The 25148-nt window shown below is 44.4% G+C and carries 26 protein-coding genes; 20 read left to right on the top strand and 6 right to left on the bottom strand.

Going from position 1 to position 25148, the window contains the following annotated elements; genetic code table 11:
- The first annotated feature begins 17 nt into the window (after positions 1-17).
- The 3 genes from ACXAJH_RS06220 to ACXAJH_RS06210 are packed head-to-tail and all read left to right on the top strand — an operon-like array spanning position 18 to position 1573.
- Positions 18-254 carry a hemolysin XhlA family protein gene (locus ACXAJH_RS06220; protein ID WP_474993331.1) on the top strand — a complete coding sequence of 79 codons (237 nt, stop codon included), beginning with the start codon at positions 18-20 and terminating at the stop codon, positions 252-254.
- Between the two features lie 15 nt (positions 255-269).
- On the top strand, positions 270-542 hold the full coding sequence (locus ACXAJH_RS06215; protein ID WP_474993473.1) for a holin: 273 nt from the start codon (positions 270-272) through the stop codon (positions 540-542).
- A gap of 2 nt (positions 543-544) precedes the next feature.
- Positions 545-1573: a peptidoglycan recognition protein family protein gene (locus ACXAJH_RS06210; protein WP_474993329.1), complete on the top strand. Its 1029-nt coding sequence runs from the start codon at positions 545-547 to the stop codon at positions 1571-1573.
- Between the two features lie 117 nt (positions 1574-1690).
- Here ACXAJH_RS06210 and ACXAJH_RS06205 read toward each other — a convergent pair whose 3' ends face one another.
- Positions 1691-1963, bottom strand: coding sequence for a hypothetical protein (locus tag ACXAJH_RS06205; protein ID WP_474993327.1), 273 nt, complete (start codon positions 1961-1963; stop codon positions 1691-1693).
- A gap of 22 nt (positions 1964-1985) precedes the next feature.
- Positions 1986-3107, bottom strand: coding sequence for a S8 family peptidase (locus tag ACXAJH_RS06200; protein WP_474993325.1), 1122 nt, complete (start codon positions 3105-3107; stop codon positions 1986-1988).
- Positions 3108-3316: 209 nt separating this feature from the next.
- Here ACXAJH_RS06200 and ACXAJH_RS06195 point away from each other — a divergent pair, with 209 nt between their 5' ends.
- The 5 genes from ACXAJH_RS06195 to ACXAJH_RS06175 all read left to right on the top strand — a co-directional run bounded on the left by ACXAJH_RS06195 (position 3317) and on the right by ACXAJH_RS06175 (position 9859).
- Positions 3317-4030: a hypothetical protein gene (locus tag ACXAJH_RS06195; RefSeq protein WP_474993324.1), complete on the top strand. Its 714-nt coding sequence runs from the start codon at positions 3317-3319 to the stop codon at positions 4028-4030.
- 95 nt (positions 4031-4125) lie between these two features.
- Entirely contained in the window at positions 4126-4965 is an 840-nt protein-coding gene (locus ACXAJH_RS06190; protein WP_474993323.1) for a hypothetical protein, read from the top strand.
- Between the two features lie 379 nt (positions 4966-5344).
- Positions 5345-6589: an Ltp family lipoprotein gene (locus tag ACXAJH_RS06185; RefSeq protein ID WP_474993321.1), complete on the top strand. Its 1245-nt coding sequence runs from the start codon at positions 5345-5347 to the stop codon at positions 6587-6589.
- Between the two features lie 151 nt (positions 6590-6740).
- Entirely contained in the window at positions 6741-8225 is a 1485-nt protein-coding gene (locus ACXAJH_RS06180) for an acyl-CoA carboxylase subunit beta (RefSeq protein ID WP_474993319.1), read from the top strand.
- Positions 8226-8236: 11 nt separating this feature from the next.
- Complete coding sequence (locus tag ACXAJH_RS06175; RefSeq protein WP_474993318.1) at positions 8237-9859, top strand: class I adenylate-forming enzyme family protein; 1623 nt, start codon at positions 8237-8239, stop codon at positions 9857-9859.
- Positions 9860-10009: 150 nt separating this feature from the next.
- Here the strand turns inward: ACXAJH_RS06175 and ACXAJH_RS06170 are convergent, their stop codons facing one another.
- Positions 10010-10900 (bottom strand): YitT family protein, encoded by an 891-nt coding sequence (locus ACXAJH_RS06170; RefSeq protein WP_027955232.1) that lies wholly within the window; start codon positions 10898-10900, stop codon positions 10010-10012.
- A 12-nt stretch (positions 10901-10912) separates the two neighbouring features.
- A complete protein-coding gene (locus ACXAJH_RS06165) occupies positions 10913-11305 on the bottom strand; it encodes a thiol-disulfide oxidoreductase DCC family protein (RefSeq protein ID WP_474993316.1) in 393 nt (130 codons plus the stop codon).
- A 123-nt stretch (positions 11306-11428) separates the two neighbouring features.
- On the opposite strand from ACXAJH_RS06165, the gene ACXAJH_RS06160 reads away from it, so the two are divergent.
- Complete coding sequence (locus ACXAJH_RS06160; RefSeq protein ID WP_281658300.1) at positions 11429-11602, top strand: hypothetical protein; 174 nt, start codon at positions 11429-11431, stop codon at positions 11600-11602.
- 93 nt (positions 11603-11695) lie between these two features.
- Positions 11696-11854: a hypothetical protein gene (locus ACXAJH_RS06155; protein ID WP_474969125.1), complete on the top strand. Its 159-nt coding sequence runs from the start codon at positions 11696-11698 to the stop codon at positions 11852-11854.
- A gap of 45 nt (positions 11855-11899) precedes the next feature.
- Here ACXAJH_RS06155 and sda read toward each other — a convergent pair whose 3' ends face one another.
- Positions 11900-12049 (bottom strand): sporulation histidine kinase inhibitor Sda, encoded by a 150-nt coding sequence (gene sda / locus ACXAJH_RS06150; protein ID WP_277988129.1) that lies wholly within the window; start codon positions 12047-12049, stop codon positions 11900-11902.
- Between the two features lie 343 nt (positions 12050-12392).
- On the opposite strand from sda, the gene ACXAJH_RS06145 reads away from it, so the two are divergent.
- From ACXAJH_RS06145 to ACXAJH_RS06110, 8 genes are all read left to right on the top strand, one after another.
- A complete protein-coding gene (locus ACXAJH_RS06145) occupies positions 12393-13373 on the top strand; it encodes a tetratricopeptide repeat protein (protein ID WP_474969124.1) in 981 nt (326 codons plus the stop codon).
- Between the two features lie 150 nt (positions 13374-13523).
- Positions 13524-14810: a trigger factor gene (gene tig, locus ACXAJH_RS06140; RefSeq protein ID WP_206935372.1), complete on the top strand. Its 1287-nt coding sequence runs from the start codon at positions 13524-13526 to the stop codon at positions 14808-14810.
- A 324-nt stretch (positions 14811-15134) separates the two neighbouring features.
- Entirely contained in the window at positions 15135-16412 is a 1278-nt protein-coding gene (clpX, locus tag ACXAJH_RS06135; RefSeq protein WP_027955236.1) for an ATP-dependent protease ATP-binding subunit ClpX, read from the top strand.
- Positions 16413-16671: 259 nt separating this feature from the next.
- Entirely contained in the window at positions 16672-19002 is a 2331-nt protein-coding gene (lon, locus tag ACXAJH_RS06130; protein WP_474969123.1) for an endopeptidase La, read from the top strand.
- Positions 18992-19579, top strand: a complete 588-nt coding sequence (yihA, locus tag ACXAJH_RS06125) for a ribosome biogenesis GTP-binding protein YihA/YsxC (protein WP_027955238.1) — start codon at positions 18992-18994, stop codon at positions 19577-19579. The genes lon and yihA overlap by 11 nt, the downstream gene beginning before the upstream one ends.
- 229 nt (positions 19580-19808) lie before the next feature.
- Positions 19809-20642 carry a transporter substrate-binding domain-containing protein gene (locus tag ACXAJH_RS06120; protein WP_474971180.1) on the top strand — a complete coding sequence of 278 codons (834 nt, stop codon included), beginning with the start codon at positions 19809-19811 and terminating at the stop codon, positions 20640-20642.
- A 79-nt stretch (positions 20643-20721) separates the two neighbouring features.
- Positions 20722-21387 carry an amino acid ABC transporter permease gene (locus ACXAJH_RS06115; protein WP_051254688.1) on the top strand — a complete coding sequence of 222 codons (666 nt, stop codon included), beginning with the start codon at positions 20722-20724 and terminating at the stop codon, positions 21385-21387.
- Between the two features lie 28 nt (positions 21388-21415).
- Positions 21416-22138 carry an amino acid ABC transporter ATP-binding protein gene (locus tag ACXAJH_RS06110; RefSeq protein ID WP_474970424.1) on the top strand — a complete coding sequence of 241 codons (723 nt, stop codon included), beginning with the start codon at positions 21416-21418 and terminating at the stop codon, positions 22136-22138.
- 55 nt (positions 22139-22193) lie between these two features.
- On the opposite strand, the gene ACXAJH_RS06105 is transcribed toward ACXAJH_RS06110, so the two are convergent.
- Positions 22194-22676 (bottom strand): LiaI-LiaF-like domain-containing protein, encoded by a 483-nt coding sequence (locus tag ACXAJH_RS06105; RefSeq protein ID WP_474993314.1) that lies wholly within the window; start codon positions 22674-22676, stop codon positions 22194-22196.
- A gap of 256 nt (positions 22677-22932) precedes the next feature.
- Here ACXAJH_RS06105 and hemA point away from each other — a divergent pair, with 256 nt between their 5' ends.
- Both hemA and ACXAJH_RS06095 read left to right on the top strand, forming a co-directional pair.
- The gene (gene hemA, locus ACXAJH_RS06100; RefSeq protein ID WP_474969119.1) at positions 22933-24306 is read left to right on the top strand and encodes a glutamyl-tRNA reductase; all 1374 of its coding nucleotides are present in this window, start codon (positions 22933-22935) and stop codon (positions 24304-24306) included.
- Positions 24307-24319: 13 nt separating this feature from the next.
- Positions 24320-25138: a cytochrome c biogenesis protein gene (locus ACXAJH_RS06095; RefSeq protein ID WP_474969118.1), complete on the top strand. Its 819-nt coding sequence runs from the start codon at positions 24320-24322 to the stop codon at positions 25136-25138.
- The last annotated feature ends 10 nt before the right edge of the window (positions 25139-25148 follow it).

The following is a 25148-nucleotide window of genomic DNA, read 5'->3' as shown; positions in this document are numbered from 1 at the left end:
AATACAGGGGGGAGTCCATGGATGAAAATTATGTGACCAGAGATGAATTCAATAAGTTAGATGAAAAGGTGGATGTTCTACAGATTGAACAAACGCGTACTAAACAACGAGTAGAACATGTGGAACGAAAGCTAGATAAAATTGAAACCAATACTACTTGGATTTTAAGACTAATCCTAGGGGCTATCATTGCTATGGTATTAGGTTTACTATTTCAGGCTCCGGGAGCAGCTATGACCTTAGGAGGTATCTAATTGGAAAATGAAATGATGACGAAGGTATTAATGTTTGCAACAGTAATTAGTCCGTTTGTAGCTGGGGTTTTAGAGATTGTAAAGCGGTCAACTTCTCTTCGGAAGAATTATATCCCTTTAATAGCATTTGTAATTGGAATGGGGTTAGGGGCTTTTGCATTCCCTTTTACTGATATGAATATAGCATTACGTTTATGGGCCGGAGCTGGAGCAGGACTTTCAGCAACCGGTCTTTTTGAATTGGTTCAAAAGCGTGATGGTTATACAACTACATTTAAGGAGGAATAGTGATGACATATTCATTCGAATCATTAGATCAATTGGTTAATTTAAGAGGTAAGCTTCCCCATGATGGGTGGTATAACGTCTATTCAGAGCATTATAAAACAGATATAGCTATTCACCATTCTTTAACAGATACAGGAGATTCAAAAGCTTTCGCGATGTATCATGTCTATACTCATGAATGGCCTGAAATAGCCTACCATTTTGTCATTCTCAAAGATGGAACAATAGAGTATAACCATCAATTAGGCGTATTGTCTTACCACGTAGGCAATAGCAACAAGCAAGCAGTGGGCATATGCCTTGTAGGTGATTTTAGATATTCAGATCCTACGCCGCAGCAGGAGAAGTCTTTATATGAGCTCCACCAATGCCTAATAAAAGATTTACCAAATTACCAGAGGACTCGTGGACATGACGAGTTTCCAGGTTATGCTTGGAAAGCTTGTCCAGAGTTTGATTATGAATCGGTAATACAAGGTGATCTTGATCCCATTATAAAATGGTTGTCAGGAAATGAGGGAAAACAGTTTACTGTAATTTATGATAAGCCTGATGAGGTTAATATCTATAGTAAACCAGATTGGAATTTAAAGCCTTATGCCACTTACGGAAAAGGGGTTACCAGGGATATATTGGCTACTCTCAGTGTTGATGGGCATAACATGTATAAGTTTCGTGGTGGGGATGGTGAAATATATTACATTGCAGCTAGAGATGATCTTCTTACTGTGAACGATAAGGAATTCGTAGAATTACAATCTAAGGAGGAAGACAGAATGGAACAGAACATATTCGTTGTAAATAGTAACGTAGACGCGGTAGTGGTAACAAAAGCGGTAATTCGTAATGATGGTGTTATTAAATTTCGCAGCAATGCAGAGAGAGAAGAGGTGAAAGCAGAAAAGAACGTTTATATAATTGGTGGTGGGAAAGAAGGGATTAAAGTAGAAGGTGCAAGGGTTATAGATTTATCTGGTGATACGGCTGAAAAGACCGCTTACAACGTCTATAAGCATTTTGATATACTGTAAATAATAAAAACAAGACCCTTAATATAATTAAGGGTCTTGTTTTTTGAATATTAATACGTATGTAATGAAATTCAGTGAAATGTAGTCATAGTCATTATGTGATGTGAAACCAACATGCTACATTTTACTAATAGATGAGATCGCTAACCACAAGAAGAGAATAATCAAAGATAATGCAATATTTACATAATCCAACTTTGTTGGCACTTTCTTTATAATTGCAATCATGCCAAAAACAATTCCCACTATTGGGATGGCTATCCATACAATATCTTGTGCTAGAATGCTTCTGCTTCCAATGGCTCCTAGAATATTAGTGAAAAACATTATAAACCAGATAACTATTAAACTAAAAGCCACTTTTTTACCTACGTTTAAAGCATTGCTCATAAAATTCACCTCCTTTCAAGATTTAATAAAGAAGGTCGACAGGATCAATTAATCCATTACCATAAGCTTGAGTAGTTCCAAATGGAATTGCACTTTCTTTCAAAGAATATAGGATTTCATTTGGATTTTTACTAGGATCTTTTTGCAACAACAATGCTACATAACCAGTTACATATGGGGCAGCCATAGAGGTGCCATCCTTAGCAATATATCCCCCATCGTAAAAGGTACTTAATACATTTACTCCTGGAGCAACAAAATCTAATTCCTCACCTTTTGCAGAGAAGTCAGCAATATTAGATTTTTTATCAACTGCGCCTACACTTATGACAGTATCATACAAAGCTGGATATTTTAATGAGTCGGAATTACCGGATGACGCTACTAAAATTATCCCAGATTCATGAGCTAACTGTATAGCAGACCTTAACGCTTCAGTATTATTGTCGGTACTTATACTCATAGAAATTATATCTGCATCTTTTTCTATAGCCCATAATATTCCCTCGGTTAGATCACTTACATGTCCTGTCCCTCTGTAATTCAGCACTTTTCCAGAATATAAGTCTGCATTTGGACTTATTCCAATAATTCCAACATCATTATCACTTGCTCCAATAATTCCTGAAACGTGGGTTCCATGACCGGCGTCGTCATTGTAACTAGATGTGTAAGAAACAAAAGACTTCCCATCCGTAACTTTTAAATCTTCATGATCAAGGTCGATACCTGAATCTAAAATAGCGATAGAGATATCATCTCCAGTAAGGTTTAACTTGTTATGTATATGCTTAACTTTAGAATCTTTAAACCCCCAGTTAGTTTTTTGCTTAATACCCTTTGGGAGAGGATCATAATAGTTTGAGTAGATTTTTGAGTCTTTGTCAATTTGCTTAATTTTTGGTTCTTTGCTTAAAGCATCGATCTTATCAAAAGGTAAATTTGCTTTAACTACTCCTATAGATGGGTAGGAGTGCTCAATTTGTCCTCCATGTTGGAATATTAAGTCTTGCTCTACATCATCATAAAATGAAATTAAAAAATCCCCTGTAGACATTGAACTTAATGTAGTGGCACTGGTTTTGGTAATGGGAGTTAATAAAACAAAGAATATAATTGAGAAACAAATTAGCTTACTGTACATAGGTAATAATCACCTTCCAATTATAAATATATTTAAGAAACGTCTTATTTGCACCCTTTCATCATTTATTTCAAAAAGCATTATATACATAAAGATGAACATATGTAAAATAATTTATTAATTTCAAAAAAATGGTTGAAAGATGTTTTGATCCTATGATAGATTGATAATCGTGATGTTTGAGATTGTTTTTTAGGGGGAAAATACACATGAAAATTTTCAAGAGTTTAGGTGTTTCATTATTAGTGATTTTTGTAGTGTTCGGTACATACAGCCCTATGGTTAGTGCTGAAAAAAAAGTTAAAGATAGTATCGGGAAAGCTTACACTAAATTGGTGGCTGACATGGGTAAAGAATTGAATGAAGAAGAAAAAGCACAGCTTACGGAAGCAGGTTGGGAATTTAATGGCGAGAATTGGGAAATAACAAGAAAAGTTCAATCAGGTCAACTAGTTGTAAATGGTGAAAGAACAACAGTTGAAGATGGAACATTTGTAGTAAAAGGGGCTCCAAGTGTAATTGAGGTTATTGTACAAGGTGAAACAAAGTTAATTGAAAGAAATAGTGATGGAGAGTACATATTGGTACACGAAGAAAATTGGAATGAACTAATGGATCGAATGGACAGTATGGACATGGAAGGTATGGATCATGACGTTCATGCGCAAGGGTATGGTGACAAATATTCTTATGGTGATTGGGTACACTGTAATCGGTTTAATGGGGTCTTCACTGACGATGTCCACTATAGTAAATCTGCTGACCCAGTTGGTGCTGCACGTAATTTTGTAGGGAGTGACTGTGATGTAGCATTCCTTTCTTGGTTAAAGTGCTATTCACATGATTATTGCAACATAGATGGGCCTGCTGCTGCATGTTCAGATGAAATTGGACATAAATCTTTTTATCATAGTCATAACTAAGTAATTATTGTTAGATTAAAATAATAAAAAGGTCTAAACATCACATATCCACTCTATGTTATAGAGTGGATTAATTCTTTGAGAGGAGACAAAAAATGAACAAATCTTCTAAAGTGCTTTTATTTATTATTCCAATTACTTTAATTGCGATCAGTTATTCAGTCTTCCAAATCTACGTAAACAACTTCAAGGTTATTGCAGCAGTTGATGAAACTCCTGTAAGGGTTACAGAGGATGAGGTTATACAAGAATTAAAGAGCGATTACCTAATGGAGTCAGTAAACGCAGTTTTAAATGATAAATTAGTAAATTATGAAACAAATAAATTAGAAATACCAGCACCTTCTGAAGAAGATTTAAATTCCATGGAGGATATTGTCAAAGGGAGCGACATAATTAGCTTGTCTGAAGAGGCGAAAGTTAAGTACTTGGAGAATACATATTATACTTACAAGGTTGCTTTAGAAAATACTATTAATAGTTCTGAATTAGAGGGATTCTTGATGTCTAAAGGTAAGAGTTTAGATCCTTATAATAATAAAGCATTTAATGTAAAGACAATTAGCTCTAAAGACCAATACTTATTGGACAATATATCTTTTCAAATTTCTGATGGAAAGACTATTAAAGAGGTTGAAGAAGAAAAGGATGTTCAATTTAAAGACCAATTATTGTCAAACTTTAATGAATATGGGCTATTATTAAGTGATTTGAAAGAAGGGGAGTCGGTGGTTACTTCCTTGTTAGAAGATAATGATTCCGTGTACACCCTTCTCTATATGGATGAAGTGCGCGAAAAACAAAAGCCTGAAAAGTCCAAAGTTGAAAAATTAAAAAAAGAGTATTTGAAGGAAAATTACCAAATTGAAAAAAATCAAGTATTCTCTTATCTGAGAGGTAAGTATAATGCTGATTACACTAATATTAATAATTGAAACCTAGAAGCTTGTGCACTAGATAACTTAAATGGGGCAGTAATTGGGGCATAATTTTAATATTATTGCCCCATTTTAATTTGTTACCAACCATCTTTGTCATTGAGAACGTTGATTTAATAGCATTGTGTAAGGTCTCATCAATTCCAATCATATCCATTCCAACAGCCTTCTAAGCTGTGGGTCGGGAGTTCGAATCTCTCCTGGGACGCTAAATTTAAAAAAGCTGAAACCTTTTAAAGGTTTCAGCTTTTTTTGTTACTAGTAAAATTGATTAGGAAATTTAATTTCTATGATAACAAAATAGTTGGAAAAACATGGACACACGCATGATATAATAGTATTAGGTATATAAAACTAAATAAGGGGAGATTCATGAGTGGAATCATTCTTAATGATTTTAATGCTGGCGACTTTAGCAGGGATGATAACCTTCGTCATTTTAGCATTCAGCAAAGGGAAAGATAACAGGATCAAGAACCTTGCAAGATCCGGAGGATGTTTATTTGTTTTTATCGTATCAGCCTTAATTATTGGATCAGAAAATGGTATTTTTCAAATGTTATTAAGTATTTTGATGTTAACAGCTTTAGCGGGGAACGTTGTCTTTTTTGTATCCGCCTTTATAAAAGGCAGGGAAAATAGAAAAAGAAACTTTGCAAAAGCAGGAGGAAGCCTAGTTGCGGTGATTGTCATAGCTTTAATATCTGGATCATTCAATCAAGACGATTCACCTGTTGTTCAAGAGGCTGAAGCCGGCACTACCACTGAAGAAATAGAAGTTGAAGAGAAGGCAAAAGAGGAAGAAGAACGTAAGGCAGAAGAGGAAGCGCAGAAAGAGCAGGAAGCAGAGGAACAGGCGAAGAAAGAGGAAGAAGAGCGTAAGGCGGAAGAGAAAGCGCAGAAAGAGCAGGAAGCACAGGAAGCGAGAGAAGCAGAAGAACAGGCGAAGAAAGAGGAAGAAGAGCGTAAGGCAGAAGAGGAAGCGCAGAAGGAGCAGGAAGCACAGGAAGCGAGAGAAGCAGAAGAACAGGCGAAGAAAGAGGAAGAAGAGCGTAAGACAGAAGAGGAAGCGCAGAAAGAGCAGGAAGCACAGGAAGCGAGAGAAGCAGAGGAACAGGCGAAGAAAGAGGAAGAAGAGCGTAAGGCAGAAGAAGCGCAGAAAGAACAGGAAGCCGAAGAAGCTGTGAGTGTCTCTGCTTCGCAAGAACAGGCCGTTTACATGGCCCGGGATTACTTGGATTATAGTCCATTTTCAAAATCAGGGTTGGTTGATCAACTAAAGTATGAGGGTTTCTCTACAGAAGATGCTGCTTATGCAGTAGATAACATTCCTGTGGATTGGCAGGACCAGGCGGTTTACATAGCTCAGGACTATTTAGATTACAGCCCATTTTCAAAGTCCGGGTTGATGGATCAATTAAAATATGAGGGTTTCAGCAGCGATACCGCTTCGTATGCAGTAAAAAACATTAGTGTAGATTGGCGTGAACAGGCAGTCTATATGGCTCAGGATTATCTTGATTATTCTTCTTTTTCAAGATCAGGTTTAATTGACCAATTGACTTACGAAGGATTCAGTACAGAAGATGCAGTCTATGCGGTGAACCAAGTTGGTTTGTAATGGCAGAAGGAGCAGTGAATAGCTGCTCCTTCTTTTATTTACAGCCCTCTAAAAGAATTGAATTTTCAGACTAATTAACCTATACTAACAAGTAAACCCTATATTTTTTGACCGCTACATACCAACCAGTCAGTATCTAAAGGAGGTTCTTATGAAAACAAACGAAAAACAAACCGATTCCTCTACAGAACAGAAGCCTATTAAGCTTACCGCTCATGAAAGAATTCACCTGCTTGCTGATGACGGATCCTTTCTTGAACTCGGAAAATCTACCCATTCATCTGTCCCGGGAATGGAAGAACGGACGCCTGCCGATGGGCTGATCGGCGGTTTGATCCGTGTCGATGGCCGGGAAGCGGTCGTTCAGGCCATGGATGTGAGTGTGTTATCTGGAACGGAAGGGGAGGTCCACCTCAGGAAGAGTGAGTATTTTCATCAATACGCAAAAAAGAGGAAGCTGCCGCTATTTAATTTATGTGAAGGCGGAGGGCTGCGGATGCCGGACGGGATGGGTTCAGACGGAATCAGTGACAAGCTTTTTCCGAACTGTCTGCTGGATCACTCCAGAGAAACCCCGATCCTTACCGCCATTCTGGGGGACAGCTTCGGCGGTCCGACGTGGATGGCCGTGACATCGGATTTTGTCACACAGGTGCGAGGAACGGGAATGGCCGTTGCCGGGCCGAGGATGTTGGAGATGGCGAGTGGAGAAGAGATTACAGCCGAAGAACTTGGGGGGGCTGATATGCATGCGGCATATACAGGACAGATTGATCACGTCGCTGACAAAGAGGAAGAAGCGATAACGGCTATGAAGCGGTTTTTCAGCTATCTGCCTTCTTCATATGAAGACACGCCTCCTTTTAAAGTATCTGTGCCTTCGCCCTCATCTTCAGGGGAAAACGCAGCGGCTGTTGTTCCTTCGAACATGAGACGTCCGTATGACATGAATAAACTCATTCGTGAGATTGTCGATCCGGAATCTTTTATGGCTTTCCGACCTTTTTATGGAAAAGCGCTCCTGACAGGTGTTGCGCGTATGGACGGGCGGGTCACAGGAGTGGTGGCGAGTCAGCCGCTTCATATGGCGGGAGCTCCAGGTCCGGAGGAGTGTGATAAGGCGGTGGATTTCATCTGCCTCTGTGATTCGTATCATATTCCATTGATTTTTCTTCACGATACTCCCGGGTTCAGGATCAGCAGTCAGGCAGAAAAGCGGAAAATGCCTTCAAAGATTATGAATTGGAATACGGCGCTTGCAAAATCCACTGTTCCCAAGTACTCCATCGTCATTCGCAAAAGCATTGGAGCGGCGTATGGAAACATGGGTGGTCCAGGCATGGGGGCGGACGTGGTGGCTGCCTGGCCGGAGGCTGAAATTAACTTTACCGGCCCCGACGTCGGTGTGAATGTTGTGTACGGAAGGCAGATCAAACAGGCGGACAATCCTTCTGAAGCCCGTGCGGCTTATTTGGAACAGTGGAGCTTCGACAGCTCACCAGCGAAAGCCGCGGGTAAGTTCTTGGTTCAGGAAATCATCGAGCCGGAACAGACCCGGGATTTTCTGCTTCGGTTTTTACGAACGGCGTCGGATAAAAGTGAAAGACGGCTGGCCGACTGGCCGATGTCCACATAAGGAGGAATCGAATGAAAAGCGAAATGAAACGGCATCAAATAGAGAACATGTACCCTCTTGGAAAACACCCGCTTCTCGTATACGTCCAGCACCACGCAGAGGAGCGCCCGCATGAGGCTGCTTACTTTTATTATGGATCCACGCTGACGTGGGCGGAGCTTTTGAATGATATTGAAAAGATGGCTGGATTTTTGTCACAGAAGGGCTTTGAAAAAGGGGACCGGATCGGACTCTACATGCAGAACAGCCCGCAGTATATCATTGCCCACTATGCCATCCAGTCGATCGGCGGAATCGTCTGTCCATTGAACCCGATGTACAAGTCGAGCGAGTTAACCTATTTAATGAAGGAAGTCGGCATGAAAGGACTATTTACCGGCGGGGAACTGTTAAGTGAGGTGAGAAAAACAGACAGCGACCTTCATGCGGTTCTTGTCGTTTCCTACGAAGATTATATACCTGAGCAGACCGAATGGGAAGTGCCGGGTGACTTGAGGGTTCCAGATCTAACATTAAAGGAAAAGGAAACCCACTGGAGTGATGCTGTAAACGAAGCAGAACCGCAAAAAGCGTCTGAAAATGTCGATTTGGATGATACGGCGCTGCTTGCTTTCACGTCAGGAACGACCGGAAGACCGAAAGCGGCGATGCTTACGTATGAAAATGCTCTATATAAAACGGCAGCGGCTGTAGAAGCGAATGGGGTGGAAGAGGAAGAGGCGTGGCTTGCGGTGATGCCGCTTTGTCACATTGCGGGAATGGTGATGGGCGTGAACATCCCGGCGTTTACCGGTTCCCCCTGTGTGCTGTTTGCCAGGTTTGATCCTCGGCAGGTGGTCAAAGCACTGACTGCTTACGATGTGTCGGTGTGGTACAGCATCGCCCTGATGAATGAGGCTGTGTTATCCGTGGTAGACGGGGAAAAAGCGGATGCTCTGCGACTCAATTTATGTACGAGCTTCGGTATGCCTGTGACAGAAGCCCTGGCAGAACGCTGGCGTTCTTTTGCGCCGGACAGTTCGTTGTATGAAGCGGCTTACGGCTTGAGTGAGACCCATACCGTGGACACCTATATGCCCGGTGCCGGTGTGAAATTCGGATCTGTCGGCCTTCCGGTTCCTGGGTCATCCCTGACTGTCCGCGATCCATTAACAAAAGAACAGCTGCCCGTCGGTGAGTCCGGGGAAATCGCAGTGAAAAGTCCTGGTGTTTTCAAAGGCTACTGGGGGCGGCCTGAGGCGACAGCGGAAGTGTTGGTGGACGGATGGATGCATACGGGTGATATCGGCTATTTCGACGAAGACGGCTATTTATATTTTCAGGGGCGTCTGAAGGAAATGATCAAATCGTCAGGATTCAGCATTTTCCCTGAAGATGTCGAAGCATTACTGAAGGAACATCCCGCCATCTCCCAGGCGGCTGTCATCGGTGTGCCGGATGAATCAAAAGGGGAGGTCGTCAAAGCGTTCATTGTTCTGAAAGAGGAAGCAGCACTGGAGAAAGAAGCATTGATTCAATGGGCAAAAGGTCATATGGCCCGCTATAAAGTGCCGGGTTTTGTCGAATTCCGCACGTCTCTTCCTCAGACAGGAGCAGGTAAAATCCTAAGGCGCGTGCTGAAAGAAGAATCCTGAGACGGAAAAAGAAGCACAACAAGGTGAGCCTCTCCACTTATAAAGAATACGGGTGATCCCACAGCAGTCATCCCCTGATAAGCAGCACGTGACCATCCATACGAAAGAGACATCCATAAAAAAAAGAGGCGCAGCTGAATGCGCCTCTTTTTAATGAATTTCTTTTTTCTTAAAGCGTCCGCCCCGCACTTCGGCAATATCCCCGATGGCCATGAAGGCTTGTTCATCGTGCTCCTGGACGAGCGCTTTCAGCTTCGCTTCCTCCAATCGGTTGATGACGCAGAAGATCACTTTTTTCTCATCATTGGAGAAGGCTCCTTCTCCTTTTAAAAAGGTGACGCCGCGGCCAAGGCGCTGGATGATGGCTTCACTGATGCTCTCGTATTCATCGCTGATGATATGTACAGCCTTCGATTCATCCAGTCCTTTAATCGTAATGTCGATCATTTTATAAGCGACAAAATAGGCAAGCAGGGAATACATCGCCCGGTCCCACCCGAAGACGAAGCCCGCGCTTCCAAGGATGAACAGGTTGATGAACATAATGATTTCGCCGACAGAAAAGGGGATTTTGCTGCTGATCAGAATCGCAGAGATTTCTGTCCCGTCGAGACATCCTCCGTAGCGGATGACCATTCCTACACCGATGCCGAGGATAAATCCCCCGAATAATGTCGCAAGCAGAATATCATCGGTAAAAGCAGGCACCGGATGAAGCACGGTTGTGGCCGTTGAAAGGATGGCAATGCCGTACACCGTTGACCAGGCAAATGTTTTTCCAATCAAGTTATATCCAAGAAAGAAAAAGGGGATATTCAATAGGAAGATGAACAGCCCGAGTTTCCATTCCGTCAAATGCGACAGGATAATGGAGATTCCGACGATTCCACCATCGATGACTTGATTCGGAACGAGGAAAATTTCCAGTCCTACCGCCATAATGATGGCACCGAGCGTGATGAAAACCGCGCGTTTCGTAAACTCTTTGGACGTAATTTTCAGATGCTGGACTTGTTGACCGCTGATGGCAGGTCCCTCCATTTAAATGAATTTTTATAAAAAACGTTTCCGGACATCCGGCGTCGGTATCGGGCAGGAGTCGTCTTTTTTTCCGAACCATTTGTAACGATTGGATGCAAACCACCGGTAAAAAGCGTTGCGCAGCGGTCTTGGGATCAGAATCAACAAGTACGCAAGCTGCCAGAATCCTTTCAACTGCCGGCTGATCGTCAAAGCGGCGGTGGATTCCAGGCGGGCTTTTCCGTTCTGGATTAATACAAGGCTGTCGGTGTCATGGGGAATGTTATACTGCAAAAGCAGTTCCCGGCCCTTGTCACTTTGAAGCGATGCAAATTGAAACCGGCTGCGGGGATCTCGTTGAATGATGAACTGGACACTTTTGTCGCAGAAATGGCACTCCCCGTCGAATAATATGATGGCACTCATAGGTATCACCTCATGTATGATTATACCATTTTATGCAGGGATCCTCTAAGGAATTTCGAGAAAACGTCTGCTTTGGAAAAGCGTCACAGCCCCTCTTTCTCTCATACGCTATGGAGGGAAGGAGTGGTGGATGTGCTGCTTTTCACGTATCTGTTCATCGGCGTGTTTTTCTGCTTTTTTAAAAAAGAACCGGTGCTGAAGGACAAACAGGAGCAGGCGGTATATATGTTTTACCTGCTTGGATGGATTGTCCTGTGGCCGGTGTTTCTCATACGAAGACTCATGCGAGGGATTTAAAGGCAGAACCGCAAAAGATTGCCGGTCATAGTCGGAGGCAGAGGGCAGACAATAAGAGAGGCTTTAAGCCAACCGATTTGAGGAGTGATCAGGATGGAAAAGAATAATGTGCAGTGGCTGCCGGTTATCGCTTCGATCGGTATCGGTGCGGCCACATACAGCATGATGACTGGTCAGGCCGGACAACTGCAGAATGTCATTCCGAGTTTAGCGAAGATGTCCGGGAAACAAGGTACAGCCTCTAATCAGTAAATGAAAAAGGCATGCAGATGACTGCATGCCTTTTTCTACGTCCATTTATATAAGATGTGTGGAATTCTCAGTTGGTAGTTGGATGGATCGTTTATCAATTTCTTGCGTGACTAAGTGAACAAATTCGTCGTCCAGCTGAAGCTTTACAGACTCCAGATAGGTTTCCAGCAAGGTTTGATCATCAAGCAGTGACAAAACGATACAACTCCTTAGCGTATGATTCGTTATTATTTTATTGACATTTACTTATTCTAGCAAAAAAATCTGTTTATTCATGAGTAGAAAGACCTGTTTTGTGGAATTGATGGACGATATATAAATTATTCTCCTATACGATTGATGCAGGTGTGTACGTTTCTGTTTGTTCGTGTCTAAACAACAGGAATAGCGGAAAGTGGCGGTGGGGCACGGGGTTTCCATTGTATTTCTATTGTATTTGCTTTAATATAGCGTAATAAGCTGAGGAACGATGGTTTGAACGGAGCAGCGATAGGAAAGAATAAGGAAACAAGGACGTTTTTTTAGGGAAGGGTGTCTTATGGAGAATAAAAGAGGAAACCTTGTGATGTTTCCTGGATGGAAATCGAGACTGGAGCAGTCGGGACTGGAGGCTCTGAAGGAAAAGCGCTACAAGGAAGCGGCGGAAGCCTTTGAACCACTTGTCGAGTATGATCAGGCCGGCCATGATGTTATCACAGGGCTGTTGATGAGCTGGATTGAGCTCGGTCAGTTCGATCAAGCTGAGGAATTGTGTCAAGAGCAGATGAAGGAAACGATCGACCAGTATTACCATTACTTACATATCTACATTACGATCCTTTTCCAAAGCAGCCGTTACAGCGATATCATCGACCTGCTCGATGAAGTTTTTGAATCCGAGGACATCCCCCACCAGAGCCGTACACAGCTGTGGCAGATGTATGAAGTGAGCAGAAAGCTGCTGGAAGACAGCCGGAAGGAGCAGGGGAAGGAATTATCCCTCGCTTTCAAGGAAGCCTTGGAAACTGATCACATACATAAGCAGTGGCAGACCCTCGATCACTTAAAGAAACAGGACCCCCATGATTATCTGGAGGAGTTTATCGTGTACCTTCAGGAACCAGCCGTACACCCCATGATAAAATCCTCGATTTTGGAATGGTTTAGAGATGGACGTGTGGATAGAGAAGTGGCTTTGACAAAATTCGGCATGGAAATGACCATTGTGCCCGGCCATTTATCGATGCTTCAGCATGATTATATTATGAAGCAGATCCAGATGAGGCTCGGCCAGGTGGAACAGAAAAATCCAACGATGTATGAGATGGTCAACAACTTGTTGTTCCACTACTGCTACGTCCGCTATCCCCTGTTCCCTGATGAAGAGGAAGTGCCGCTGCTCGTCGAAGCGCTGAAGCAGCTCGGCCATGAATACCTGCAGCTTCCCTATAAACCGGATTCCCATTTAGAGGAAGTGGACCGGTATAAATCAGAAATTGAACTGTGTGAGCAGCATTATGTTTTCGTGACCGGTTCCTAGAAAAACCAATGAGAGTCACGCCTTGAAAGCAGCGGGGATTATGTTATAATGTAATGGTTGCAAAAGAGATTCGTATGTAATCAGAGTCATAGAATCAGTAAACCATCGTCTCCGGACGAAAATGTGAATAGATGTTGGAGGGAATTTTTTATGTCAGCAAAATGGGAAAAGCAAGAAGGCAATGTAGGTACATTAACAGTTGAAGTACCTGCAGGCGAGTTCGACAAAGCCCTTGATTCTGCCTTTAAAAAAGTAGTTAAACAGGTACAGGTACCTGGATTCCGTAAAGGGAAAGTACCTCGTAAATTGTTCGAACAGCGCTTCGGAGTAGAATCTCTGTATCAGGATGCTCTTGATATCATCCTTCCGGAAGCTTACTCTAACGCCGTGGACGAAGCAGGCATCGAGCCGGTTGACCGTCCTGAAGTTGACGTGAAGCAGATCGAAAAAGGCCAGGACCTGATTTTCACTGCTGAAGTAACGGTGAAGCCTGAAGTGAAACTTGGCGAATACAAAGGTCTTACTTTTGAAGAAGAAAGCACAGAAGTTACAGACGAAGACGTAGACAGCGAACTGAAGCAGATGCAGGAGCGTCAGGCTGAGCTTGTTGTTAAAGAAGAAGGATCCATTGAGAACGGCGATACAGTCGTTATGGACTTCGAAGGATTCGTTGATGGGGAAGCATTCGAAGGCGGCCAGGCGGATAACTACTCTCTTGAAGTAGGTTCCGGTTCTTTCATCCCTGGTTTCGAAGAGCAGCTTGTTGGTAAGCAGGCCGGCGAAGAAACAGAAGTGGAAGTCACATTCCCTGAAGAATATCACGCAGAAGAGCTTGCTGGTAAAGCGGCTACTTTCAAAGTGAAAGTTCACGAAATCAAAGGCAAAGAACTTCCAGAACTTGATGATGAATTCGCGAAAGATGTCGACGAAGAAGTCGAATCCCTGGAAGAACTTAAAACGAAAACACGCACGCGTCTGGAAGATCAGAAGAAAACTGATGCAGACAACCAGAAGCGTGAAACTCTTGTAAATAAAGCTTCTGACAATGCTGAGGTTGAAATTCCGGATGCCATGGTCGACACTGAGCTTGACCGTATGGTTCAGGAATTCGAACAGCGCCTTCAGATGCAGGGCATGACGAAAGACATGTACTTCCAGTTCACTGGTCAGGACGAAGACGCCCTTCGCGAGCAGATGAAAGAAGATGCTTCGAAGCGTGTGAAAACGAACTTGACTCTTGAAGCTATTTCCGAGGCGGAAAATGTCGGCGTAACCGATGAGGACGTCAATGCTGAACTGGAAAACATGGCTGGCATGTACCAGACAGATGTAGCTCAGCTGACGCAGATGCTTGGCGGGAACACGGACATGATCAAAGAAGACCTGAAAGTCCGCAAAGCCATCGACGTTCTTGTCGAAAACAGCAAAGCTGAATAATACTGATGGAAGACAAGGTGCCCGGGTACCTTGTCTTCTCATATATTTTCTTCGGAAACACCGTTTAGGCGGGGTGGTTTGTGGGGAAAATAATGATACTTCCAAGCGTTTTTACATATACTATTTAAGATGCTCAGAGGTTTGACTTATGCGTTTTATATCTACATAATGAGGGTGTCGCAGGAATTGACGGCACACCTCTGAAAGGTATTGCTTTTGTGTTTGGAGTTTATTTGGTATGATGGGCAAAAGAAGCGAAACGTTGGCGTCGTATCAGTAACTTCAGTCGCAACGATTGCGTCATTTTATTAAGGGGTGAAACGTATGTTTAAATTTAACGATGAAAAAGGACAATTGAAATGTTCTTTCTGCGGAAAGAGTCAGGAACAAGTCCGAAAACTCGTTGCAGGACCTGGCGTATATATATGTGATGAATGCATTGAATTGTGCACAGAAATTGTGGAAGAGGAGCTTGGCAACGAAGAAGAGGTGGAGTTCAAGGAAGTTCCGAAGCCTCAGGAAATCCGTGACATTCTGAATGATTATGTCATCGGACAGGATCAGGCGAAAAAGAACCTTTCCGTTGCTGTTTACAACCACTACAAGCGTATTAACGCCGGAGTGAAAAATGATGAGGTGGAGCTTGCGAAGAGTAACATTCTGATGCTTGGACCTACCGGAAGCGGTAAGACACTGCTTGCCCAGACCCTTGCACGTATCTTGAATGTTCCGTTCGCTATTGCAGATGCTACGTCTCTTACAGAAGCTGGTTATGTCGGGGAAGATGTGGAGAACATTCTTCTTAAACTGATCCAGGCTGCTGATTATGATGTAGAGAAAGCAGAAAAAGGAATCATCTATATTGATGAAATTGATAAAGTAGCACGTAAATCAGAAAACCCTTCCATTACACGTGACGTGTCCGGTGAAGGTGTCCAGCAGGCGCTTCTTAAAATCCTTGAAGGAACGCAGGCGAGTGTTCCTCCACAAGGTGGGCGGAAGCATCCTCATCAAGAATTCATCCAGATTGACACGACGAATGTCCTGTTTATCGTGGGTGGGGCCTTCGATGGGATCGACCAGATTATCAAACGCCGCCTGGGCAGAAAAGTGATCGGATTCGGCTCCGAGCAGGTGACGGACGAAGCAGAGAAGAAGGATCTTCTGACGAAAGTGCTGCCTGAAGACCTTCTAAGCTACGGTCTAATTCCGGAATTCATCGGACGCCTGCCGGTAATCGGCAGTCTTGAGCAGCTGGATGAGGAAGCATTGGTTGAAATTCTTACAAAACCGAAAAACGCTCTTGTCAAACAGTATCAGAAGCTGCTTCAAATTGACCATGTTGAGCTGGAAATGGAAGAGGAAGCGCTTCGTGAAATTTCCCGTCTGGCCATTGAACGGAAGACAGGGGCACGCGGCCTTCGCTCCATTATTGAAGGCATCATGCTTGATGTGATGTATGAACTTCCTTCCCGCGATGATATTGAGAAGTGTATTATCACGAAAGATACAGTCAAAGCGGAAAACGGCCGTCCGAAGCTTGTGCTTACAGATGGAACCGTAGAGGATGACAACAAACAGTCACCGAAAGAAAGTGCGTAACGCCTGAGGGGGTTATCCCTTGAAAAAGCCGTGCTACGAATAACTGTAGCACGGCTTTTTTATAGGGGCTTTACAGGCACGATCCAAGCATGAAACCGTAGTTTCTGCTTATAATAGGGATACCATAAGGAAAGGTCCCCTGCCTGACTCGAGGCCGGGGCTATGTGTGTTGGCACCATCTGGTATCGTTTCGTTTACTTTCCACTTACATTTCTATATGATTAAATTACGTATCCGCATTTATCGGAGGTGCAAATAGATGACAGACAAACAAAGAAACAATATACCTCTACTTCCTCTCAGAGGGCTGCTTGTCTACCCGTCCATGGTGTTACACCTGGATGTCGGCCGGGAGAAATCTGTCCAGGCCCTGGAGCAGTCCATGATGGATGATAATGAAATTTTCCTTGTTTCTCAAAAAGAAGTGAACATTGATGAACCAGCGTATGAAGACCTTTATTCCGTAGGGACCGTAGCCCGCGTCAAACAGATGGTGAAGCTTCCGAATGGAACCAACCGTGTGCTCGTCGAGGGACTGCACCGGGCAGGCATGGATGAATTCAGTGAGGAGGGCGACTTTTACCGGGCGTCTATTGAGATCATTGAAGATGAACATGAAGATAAAAACGAAGAAGAAGCATTGATGCGCATGCTGCTCGAACAATTCGAGAAGTTTGTAAAAGTATCGAAAAAAGTGACACAGGAAACGTACAACACTGTAGCGGACACGGATGATCCAAGCCACCTGGCTGATATCGTCTCGTCCCACCTGCCGATTAAATTGAAGGACAAGCAGGATGTGCTGGAAACCCGCAATGTGAAAGAACGCTTGAATAAGCTGATTGAGCTGATCGGCAATGAACGGGAAGTACTTCAGATCGAACAGAAGATCGGCCGTCAGGTGAAAAAATCGATGGAGAAAACACAGAAGGAATACTATCTCCGCGAACAGATGAAAGCGATCCAGAATGAACTTGGTGACAAGGACGGGAAAACTGGAGAAGTCGCTCAGCTGAAAGAAAAAATCGACAAGGCTTCCATGCCGGAACGGGTGGAACAGGTGGCTCTTAAAGAGCTTGGCCGTTATGAGAAGATACCTCAGAGTTCTGCAGAAAGCTCTGTCATCCGTAACTACATCGAATGGCTCGTTTCTCTGCCTTGGTCGGAGGAAACGGAAGACAACCTGGATGTGAACCGCGCGGAAGGTATTTTGGATGAAGACCACTACGGACTTGAGAAAGTGAAGGAACGGGTGCTGGAGTATCTGGCTGTCCAGAAGCTCACCCAGACGATTAAAGGGCCGATTTTATGCCTTGCGGGACCTCCAGGGGTAGGGAAGACATCTCTGGCCAAGTCCATCGCACGGTCCATCAACCGTAAATTCGTCCGTGTATCTCTTGGTGGGGTGCGGGACGAAGCTGAAATCCGTGGTCACCGCCGGACCTATATCGGAGCGATGCCGGGTCGGATCATTCAGGGAATGAAGCGGGCGGAAACCGTCAACCCGGTTTTCCTTCTGGATGAAATCGACAAAATGGCAAGCGATTTTCGGGGAGATCCTTCTTCTGCGATGCTTGAAGTGCTCGATCCAGAGCAGAACGGGACATTCAGTGATCATTTCATTGAAGAAAACTATGACTTATCGAAAGTTATGTTCATAGCTACGGCGAACAACGTAGCCAACATCCCCGGACCCTTGCGCGACCGGATGGAAATGATTACGATTGCCGGTTATACAGAAGTGGAGAAACAGCAGATTGCCAAAGAGCACCTGCTTCCCAAGCAGATTAAGGAAAATGGCCTGAAGAAAAGCCAGCTGCAGGTGAGAGAAGAAGCCCTTCTCAAACTGATCCGCCGCTATACCCGTGAAGCGGGTGTCCGGGGATTGGAAAGAGAATTGGCCGGATTGTGCCGAAAAGCGGCTAAGATTATCGTAGCCGGTGACAAGCAGCGCGTCGTCGTCACCGAAAAAATGCTTGAGGAACTTCTCGGCCGTCCAAAATTCCGTTATGGACGGGCAGAGCTTGAAGATCAGATTGGTACAGCCACCGGTCTTGCCTATACGACAGCAGGTGGAGATACACTTTCTATTGAAGTGTCCATCTATCCAGGAAAGGGCAACTTGACGTTGACGGGTAAATTGGGAGATGTCATGAAAGAATCCGCTCAGGCAGCCTTTAGTTATATCCGTTCACGCGCGGCTGAACTTGATATTGATCCGGAATTCGTGGAGAAGAACGATATCCACATTCACGTACCTGAAGGAGCGACACCGAAAGACGGCCCTTCAGCGGGGATCACGATGGCCACCGCTCTTGTATCCGCTCTTACCGGACGTCCTGTCCGCAAGGAAGTCGGGATGACTGGTGAAATCACACTCCGCGGCCGTGTGCTTCCAATCGGCGGCTTGAAGGAGAAATCTTTGAGTGCGCACCGGGCGGGCTTGACGAAAATCATCATTCCTGATGAAAATAAAAAAGACCTGGAAGATATTCCAGACAGTATTAAAGAAGGCTTGACCTTCGTCCCTGTGAAACACTTGGATGAAGTATTGGATCAGGCATTGGCGGAGGGTGCACATGAAGGTTAATACCGCAGATATCGTCATTAGTGCGGCGAGCAGGAAACAGTATCCCAACCAACCGATTCCGGAGATCGCCCTTGCCGGGCGGTCCAACGTCGGTAAGTCATCGTTTATTAACAAGATGATTCAACGAAAGAACCTGGCCCGGACATCTTCCAAGCCGGGAAAAACGCAGACGCTTAACTTTTATATCATCAATGATAAATTCCATTTCGTTGATGTGCCCGGTTATGGCTATGCGAAAGTTTCCAAAAAGGAACGGGCCAAATGGGGAGAAATGATGGAGGAATATTTTGCTGAGCGTGAACAGCTGAAAGCGACCGCGCTCATCATTGACGTCCGCCATAAGCCTTCCGAGGATGACCAGGCGATGTATGACTATTTGAAGCATTTTGACGTGCCGGTGATGGTTATTGCAACAAAGCTGGATAAAATTAAAAAAGGGCAGCGCCATAAGCAGCTGAAAATGATTCAGGAGGTGCTGGAAATGGAAGAAGAGGATACCCTTATTCCATTTTCATCCGAAACAGGTGAAGGAAAAGATAAAGCCTGGAAAGCGATGCTCTCTCATCTGCAGGTATAAAAGAAGACCGTTCTCCCTATGGGAGAGCGGTTTTTTTATGTATTTTTCTATTAAAGAGGAGGAATATCGAGTATTTATAAGGTATATCTAGTATTTATGCATTATATCCGCTGTACCCTTCTATTTACCCATTTTTAGAATCTCACTAATTTTGGGAAATATTTGATAAATCGATATACTTTTAATATTACAGAAAGATGACAAACAGAGAAGGGATGATACAGGGCTGATGAAGAAAATGAATGGGATGCTGCTGTTATTCATGACTCTGGTGCTGGTGCTTTTCCTTGCTGCTTGTGGAAGCAGTGACGATGGTGCTTCCGGAGATGAAGGAGACAGTGGTTCAGAGGATACATCAGAAAATAATACGGATTACGAGCTGGTGGAGGAAGGGACATTTACCTTTGCGGCTTCCGGAGAGTTCCGTCCTTTCAGCATGACAGGGGCCGATGGAGAGATGGAAGGCTTCGATATTGACGTGGCCAATGCCATTGCAGAGGAACTGGGACTTGAACCAAGTCCTCAGAAACAGAAGTTCGCAAGTATTGTAGAAGGGGTGAAAACCGGTCGTTTTGACGCAGCGGTCGCCAGCCATACGATTACAGACGAGCGTAAACAGGAGGTGGACTTCTCGACACCTTATTATTACTCAGGTGCACAGATTTTCACCCGTGCAGACAGTGACATTGAAACCCTTGAGGATCTGGAAGGCAAAGAAATCGCTCTTTCTAAAGGATCCACATACAGTCAGTATGCAGAAGAAGTGACGGAGAATATCAAGACCTATGACAGTGATGTCGTAGCCCTGCAATCTTTGTCCAAGGGTCGTCACGATGCTGTCATTACCGATTTTTTGACCGGAAAGGAAGCTTCCGGTGAAGGGCTGGATATCGAGGCGAAGGAAATGATTGAACGCAGCGAGCAGGCCGTCGCTGTATCGAAGGAAAACACAGAATTACTAGATGAGATCAATGCAGCACTGGAAACACTTCGAGAAAATGGTACCCTTTCTGAAATCAGTGAGGAATATTTTGGGGATGACATCACAACGCCTCCTGAATAAACCGTGATGTTAGACAGGAACGAAGGTGAAGAGTGCGCAGCCGCGTACTCTTTTTCATATGACAGAGGAGTTGGTGCAGATGTATTTGAATGTTGTTCATTTCTGGGATTCATTGATCAGCAGCCGGGGGATGTTCTTTGAAGCGGCTCAGCTGACGCTCGCCTTAACGGCTGTCTCCATTTTTATTGCGATTTTCATCGGTCTTATGTTTGCCTTTATGAAGATTTCCGATATCAAAGTGTTGGAATGGATAGCGAATATCTACATTTATGTAGTCAGAGGAACACCGTTGATCGTCCAGATTTTTGTTTTCTACTACGGGCTGACCGAAATCTGGATGATCAGTGGGTTCTGGTCGGTAGCGCTCGGTCTTGCCTTCCATAATGGAGCCTACATTGCTGAAATATTCAGAGGTTCAATTCAGTCGATAGGAAAAGGACAGACGGAAGCAGGGCGCTCCCTCGGAATGAGTCAGGCGCTTACGATGCGCCGGATCATTCTGCCTCAGGCGTTCAGGCGTGCATTGCCACCGCTGGGAAATCAGTTTATTATTGGGTTGAAAGATTCATCCCTGGCTGCATTTATCGGGGTATCGGAGATTTTCGCTGTCGCCACCACTCAGGGGGCGAATACCTTTGATTACATGACCTGGCTGCTTGTCAGTGCGGTATGGTATTTGATTCTGGTCTTCCTGCTGACCCTTGTTGTCGGGGCTGTTGAGAAGAAACTGGCGGCCAGCGATTAATGGAGGAGGAAATCGATTGTCTGATTATATGATTGAAGCGAATCAATTAAATAAATATTTTGGAGACCTGCACGTCTTGAAGGATATTGACTTTCAAGTAAAGGAAAGTGAAGTCGTCGTCTTGATCGGGGCCAGTGGTTCCGGGAAAAGTACGATGCTTCGCTGCCTGAATTTCCTGGAAATGAAAAATGGCGGAGAGCTGTACATTCAGGGGAAAGAAATCAATCCGAAGAAGGATAACCTGAACGAAGTGCGCCAGCGGGTCGGAATGGTATTCCAGCACTTTAATCTGTTTCCGCATAAAACGGTGCTCGGGAATGTAATGGAAGCTCCGCTGCAGGTAAAAAAGCTCTCCAAGGCGCAGGCGGAAGAGGAAGGGAAGCAGCTGCTTGAAAAAGTCGGGCTCGGCGATAAGGCGGATGTATTCCCGTCCCGCTTGTCCGGTGGACAGAAGCAGCGTGTAGCCATCGCCCGCGCCCTGGCGATGAAGCCTGAAATCATGCTGTTTGATGAGCCTACTTCAGCGCTTGATCCGGAGCTTGTCGGAGAAGTGCTTCAAACGATGAAGACCCTTGCTCAGGAAGGGATGACGATGGTCGTCGTTACGCACGAAATGGGATTTGCCCGTGAAGTGGCCGACAGAGTCGTGTATATGCACGATGGAAAGATCGTCGAGAGCGGGACCCCACAGGAGATTTTCGAAAATCCGAAAGAAGAGCGGACACAAGCCTTCTTAAGTTCTATCCTGTAAAAGAAAAACAAGGCTGTCGATGAATGTCATCGACAGCCTTGTTTTTCTGCTTCTCTTACGTTTTCTTTTTAAGAAGGTACAGACCGAAGGCAATCAAGGCCAGAGGCCAGAACCTTTCGACTAATAGGAAGAATTGGTTGATCCACTGCATCCAGGCAGGCATGGTGGGTGAAAAAAGGACAAAAGCTCCTGTCCCGATCAGGACAAGGGCTGGAATGAGTCCTTTTTTTGTTTTTCTATACTGAAGCAGAAAAGCGGCGCCGACAATACAGAGGTACACGCCCCAGTGATCGCGCCAGAAAACCAGCTGATCAACAGCTAGAAAATGAATCCCGAAACCAGTAACGATCGTTCCTGTAAACAGACTGGAAGTATCTTTACTCACATAGCTGTGAAACAAAAAGGCTGCGCCGACCAGCACGAGCAGGAACGGCCACGAGTAAAACGGCTGCAAGTGGGGAATATTGAGATGACGAAGAAAAAAATACGCACCCAGTCCAATGAAGAGAAACCCAAGCAGGGTATGGTTCTTATTCAATGTGCTCACATCCAGTCATTATGTAATGATAATGTTTGTTCCTTGATATTCTCCTGTAGATTTGGTATATTACAAACGAATTATAAATTAGATTCGTTCTAATCTAATAATTATAAGTATTTGATTGAATAACTCTATTTCATCCTATCATAACAGATTCAAGATCTGTTCATAATTGGGACAAAAAATCTTCCGTTATTTATGTTATAATCTACACTACAGGAGAAAATCTGCACGTGTAATGGGGGTATACGAAATGCACATTATAGCCGTCGGTCTTAATTACAAAACAGCCCCTGTGGAAATTCGAGAGAGGCTCACATTTTCTGAAGAGAAGCTTGAGGAAGCTATGGCCCAGTTGAACGGGCGTAAAAGTGTCCTGGAGAATGTGATTATTTCTACATGCAACCGTACGGAAATTTTCGCCGTCGTGGACCAGATCCATACAGGACGGTATTATATTAAACAGTTTTTAGCTGACTGGTTTCAAGTGGATAAAGAGGCGTTCACCTCTTACCTTGCGATATATGAAACAGATGGAGCTGTCGAGCATCTGCTGCGCGTCACTTCCGGCCTTGATTCCATGGTTCTTGGAGAGACGCAGATCCTTGGACAGATGAAGCAGGCGTTTCTGCGTGCGCAGAATGCAGGCACGACGGGAACTATTTTCAACCAGCTGTTCCGACAGGCCGTCACCATGGCGAAGAAAGCACATAGTGACACGGAAATCGGTGAAAACGCTGTCTCGGTCAGTTATGCAGCTGTTGAGCTGGCGCGGAAAATCTTCGGTGACCTCGTTCATAAGCACATTGTGATTCTGGGTGCTGGAAAAATGGGCGAACTGGCCGCCAAAAACCTTCACGGATCCGGTGTTCGTAAAGTGACTGTGATCAACCGCACGCTGGAAAAAGCGCGGACTGTTGCCGGTCAATTTAACGGGTATGCCCGGACGATGGATGAACTGGAAGCGGTACTCGCGGATGCGGACATCGTCATCAGTTCTACAGGTGCGTCCGAATATGTGATTACGAAGGAAATGATGGAGCCCGTTCATAAGAAACGGAAGGGCAAGCCGCTTTTCTTCGTCGATATTGCTGTGCCTAGAGACCTGGATCCAGCGATGGAATCATTGGAAAGTGTCTTTCTCTATGATATTGATGACCTTCAGGGAATCGTAGATGCCAATCTGGAAATGCGCAGACAGGCTGCGGAGGAAATCGAGATTATGATGGAAGCGGAAATCGTGGAGTTCAAGCAGTGGCTCCAGACGATCGGTGTAGTTCCAGTGATTTCTGCGCTTCGTTCCAAAGCCCTTGATATCCAGTCGGAAACGATGAAAAGCATTGAACGGAAAATGCCTGACTTATCCGACCGTGAACGGAAAGTGTTGAACAAGCATACGAAGAGTATCGTCAACCAAATGTTAAAAGAACCGATCTCACAGGCCAAGGAACTGGCGGCCCAGCCGGATTCTGAAGAAACCCTGAAGCTGTTCACCCAGATCTTCGGTATTGAAGAGCAGGTGGAAAAAGAGGTCCAGGAGCAGGAAAAAAAGAACAGCTCAGCGAATGAGCGTCATATAGAGGCCGATCATTCTGTTTCCATCATCAGCCCTATGATTCATTCCTGAGGGGGGCGGCTCCATGTTTGAGTTGAAATGGGTGTACGAGCTGATCCTTTTCCTTTATGGACTCAGCCTGATCGGGTATTTTATTGATTTTGTCCAGACAAACCGGAAGGCCAACCGTGCGGCCTTCTGGTTGCTTAGTATGGTCTGGGTTCTGCAAAGCGTCTTTCTGTTGTCCCAGTTTTTCATGAACGACAACTTTCCAATCATGACGGTTTATGACGGCTTATATTTTTATACGTGGATTCTCGTCACGTTTTCTCTATTAATCAACCGGCTGTTCAAAATGGATTTTCTCGTATTCTTTACGAATGTCGTCGGTTTTTTGATTATGATTATTCATATTTTCACAAGGGCTCAGAATGTAATGGAGAAGGAAGGGGTGGCGCTGGTCAATGAGCTTCTCGTCATCCACATCAGCCTGGCGATTATCTCCTATGGCTTTTTCACGCTTTCCTTTATTTTCTCCATCATGTATTTACTGCAGTACCGGCTGTTAAAAAAGAAAAAATGGAATGCCAAATTGTTCCGGCTCGGTGATTTAACAAAGCTGGATCATTTTTCTTATATTGCGGTCATTTTAGGCGTGCCCCTCCTCCTCATTGCCATCATTCTCGGGGTTGTCTGGGGTTATGTTTCAACAGATGTGTTCTACTGGTATGATTTTAAGACGCTCGGCTCTTTCCTCGTGTTGATCGGTTATATGATTTATCTCATTCTGCGGGTGGTTAAAGGGTATCAGGGACGGACCATTTCCATATTTAACGCCGCCGCCTTTTTATTTCTACTTATCAATTTCTTTTTATTCAGCTCCCTATCCAATTTTCACTTTTAAAGAGGAGGAA

The sequence above is a fragment of the Halobacillus sp. ABD4_316 genome (assembly GCF_056161385.1).
The sequence above is the reverse complement of the archived record's forward strand: the minus strand, read 5'-3'. Positions and strand labels throughout refer to the sequence as shown.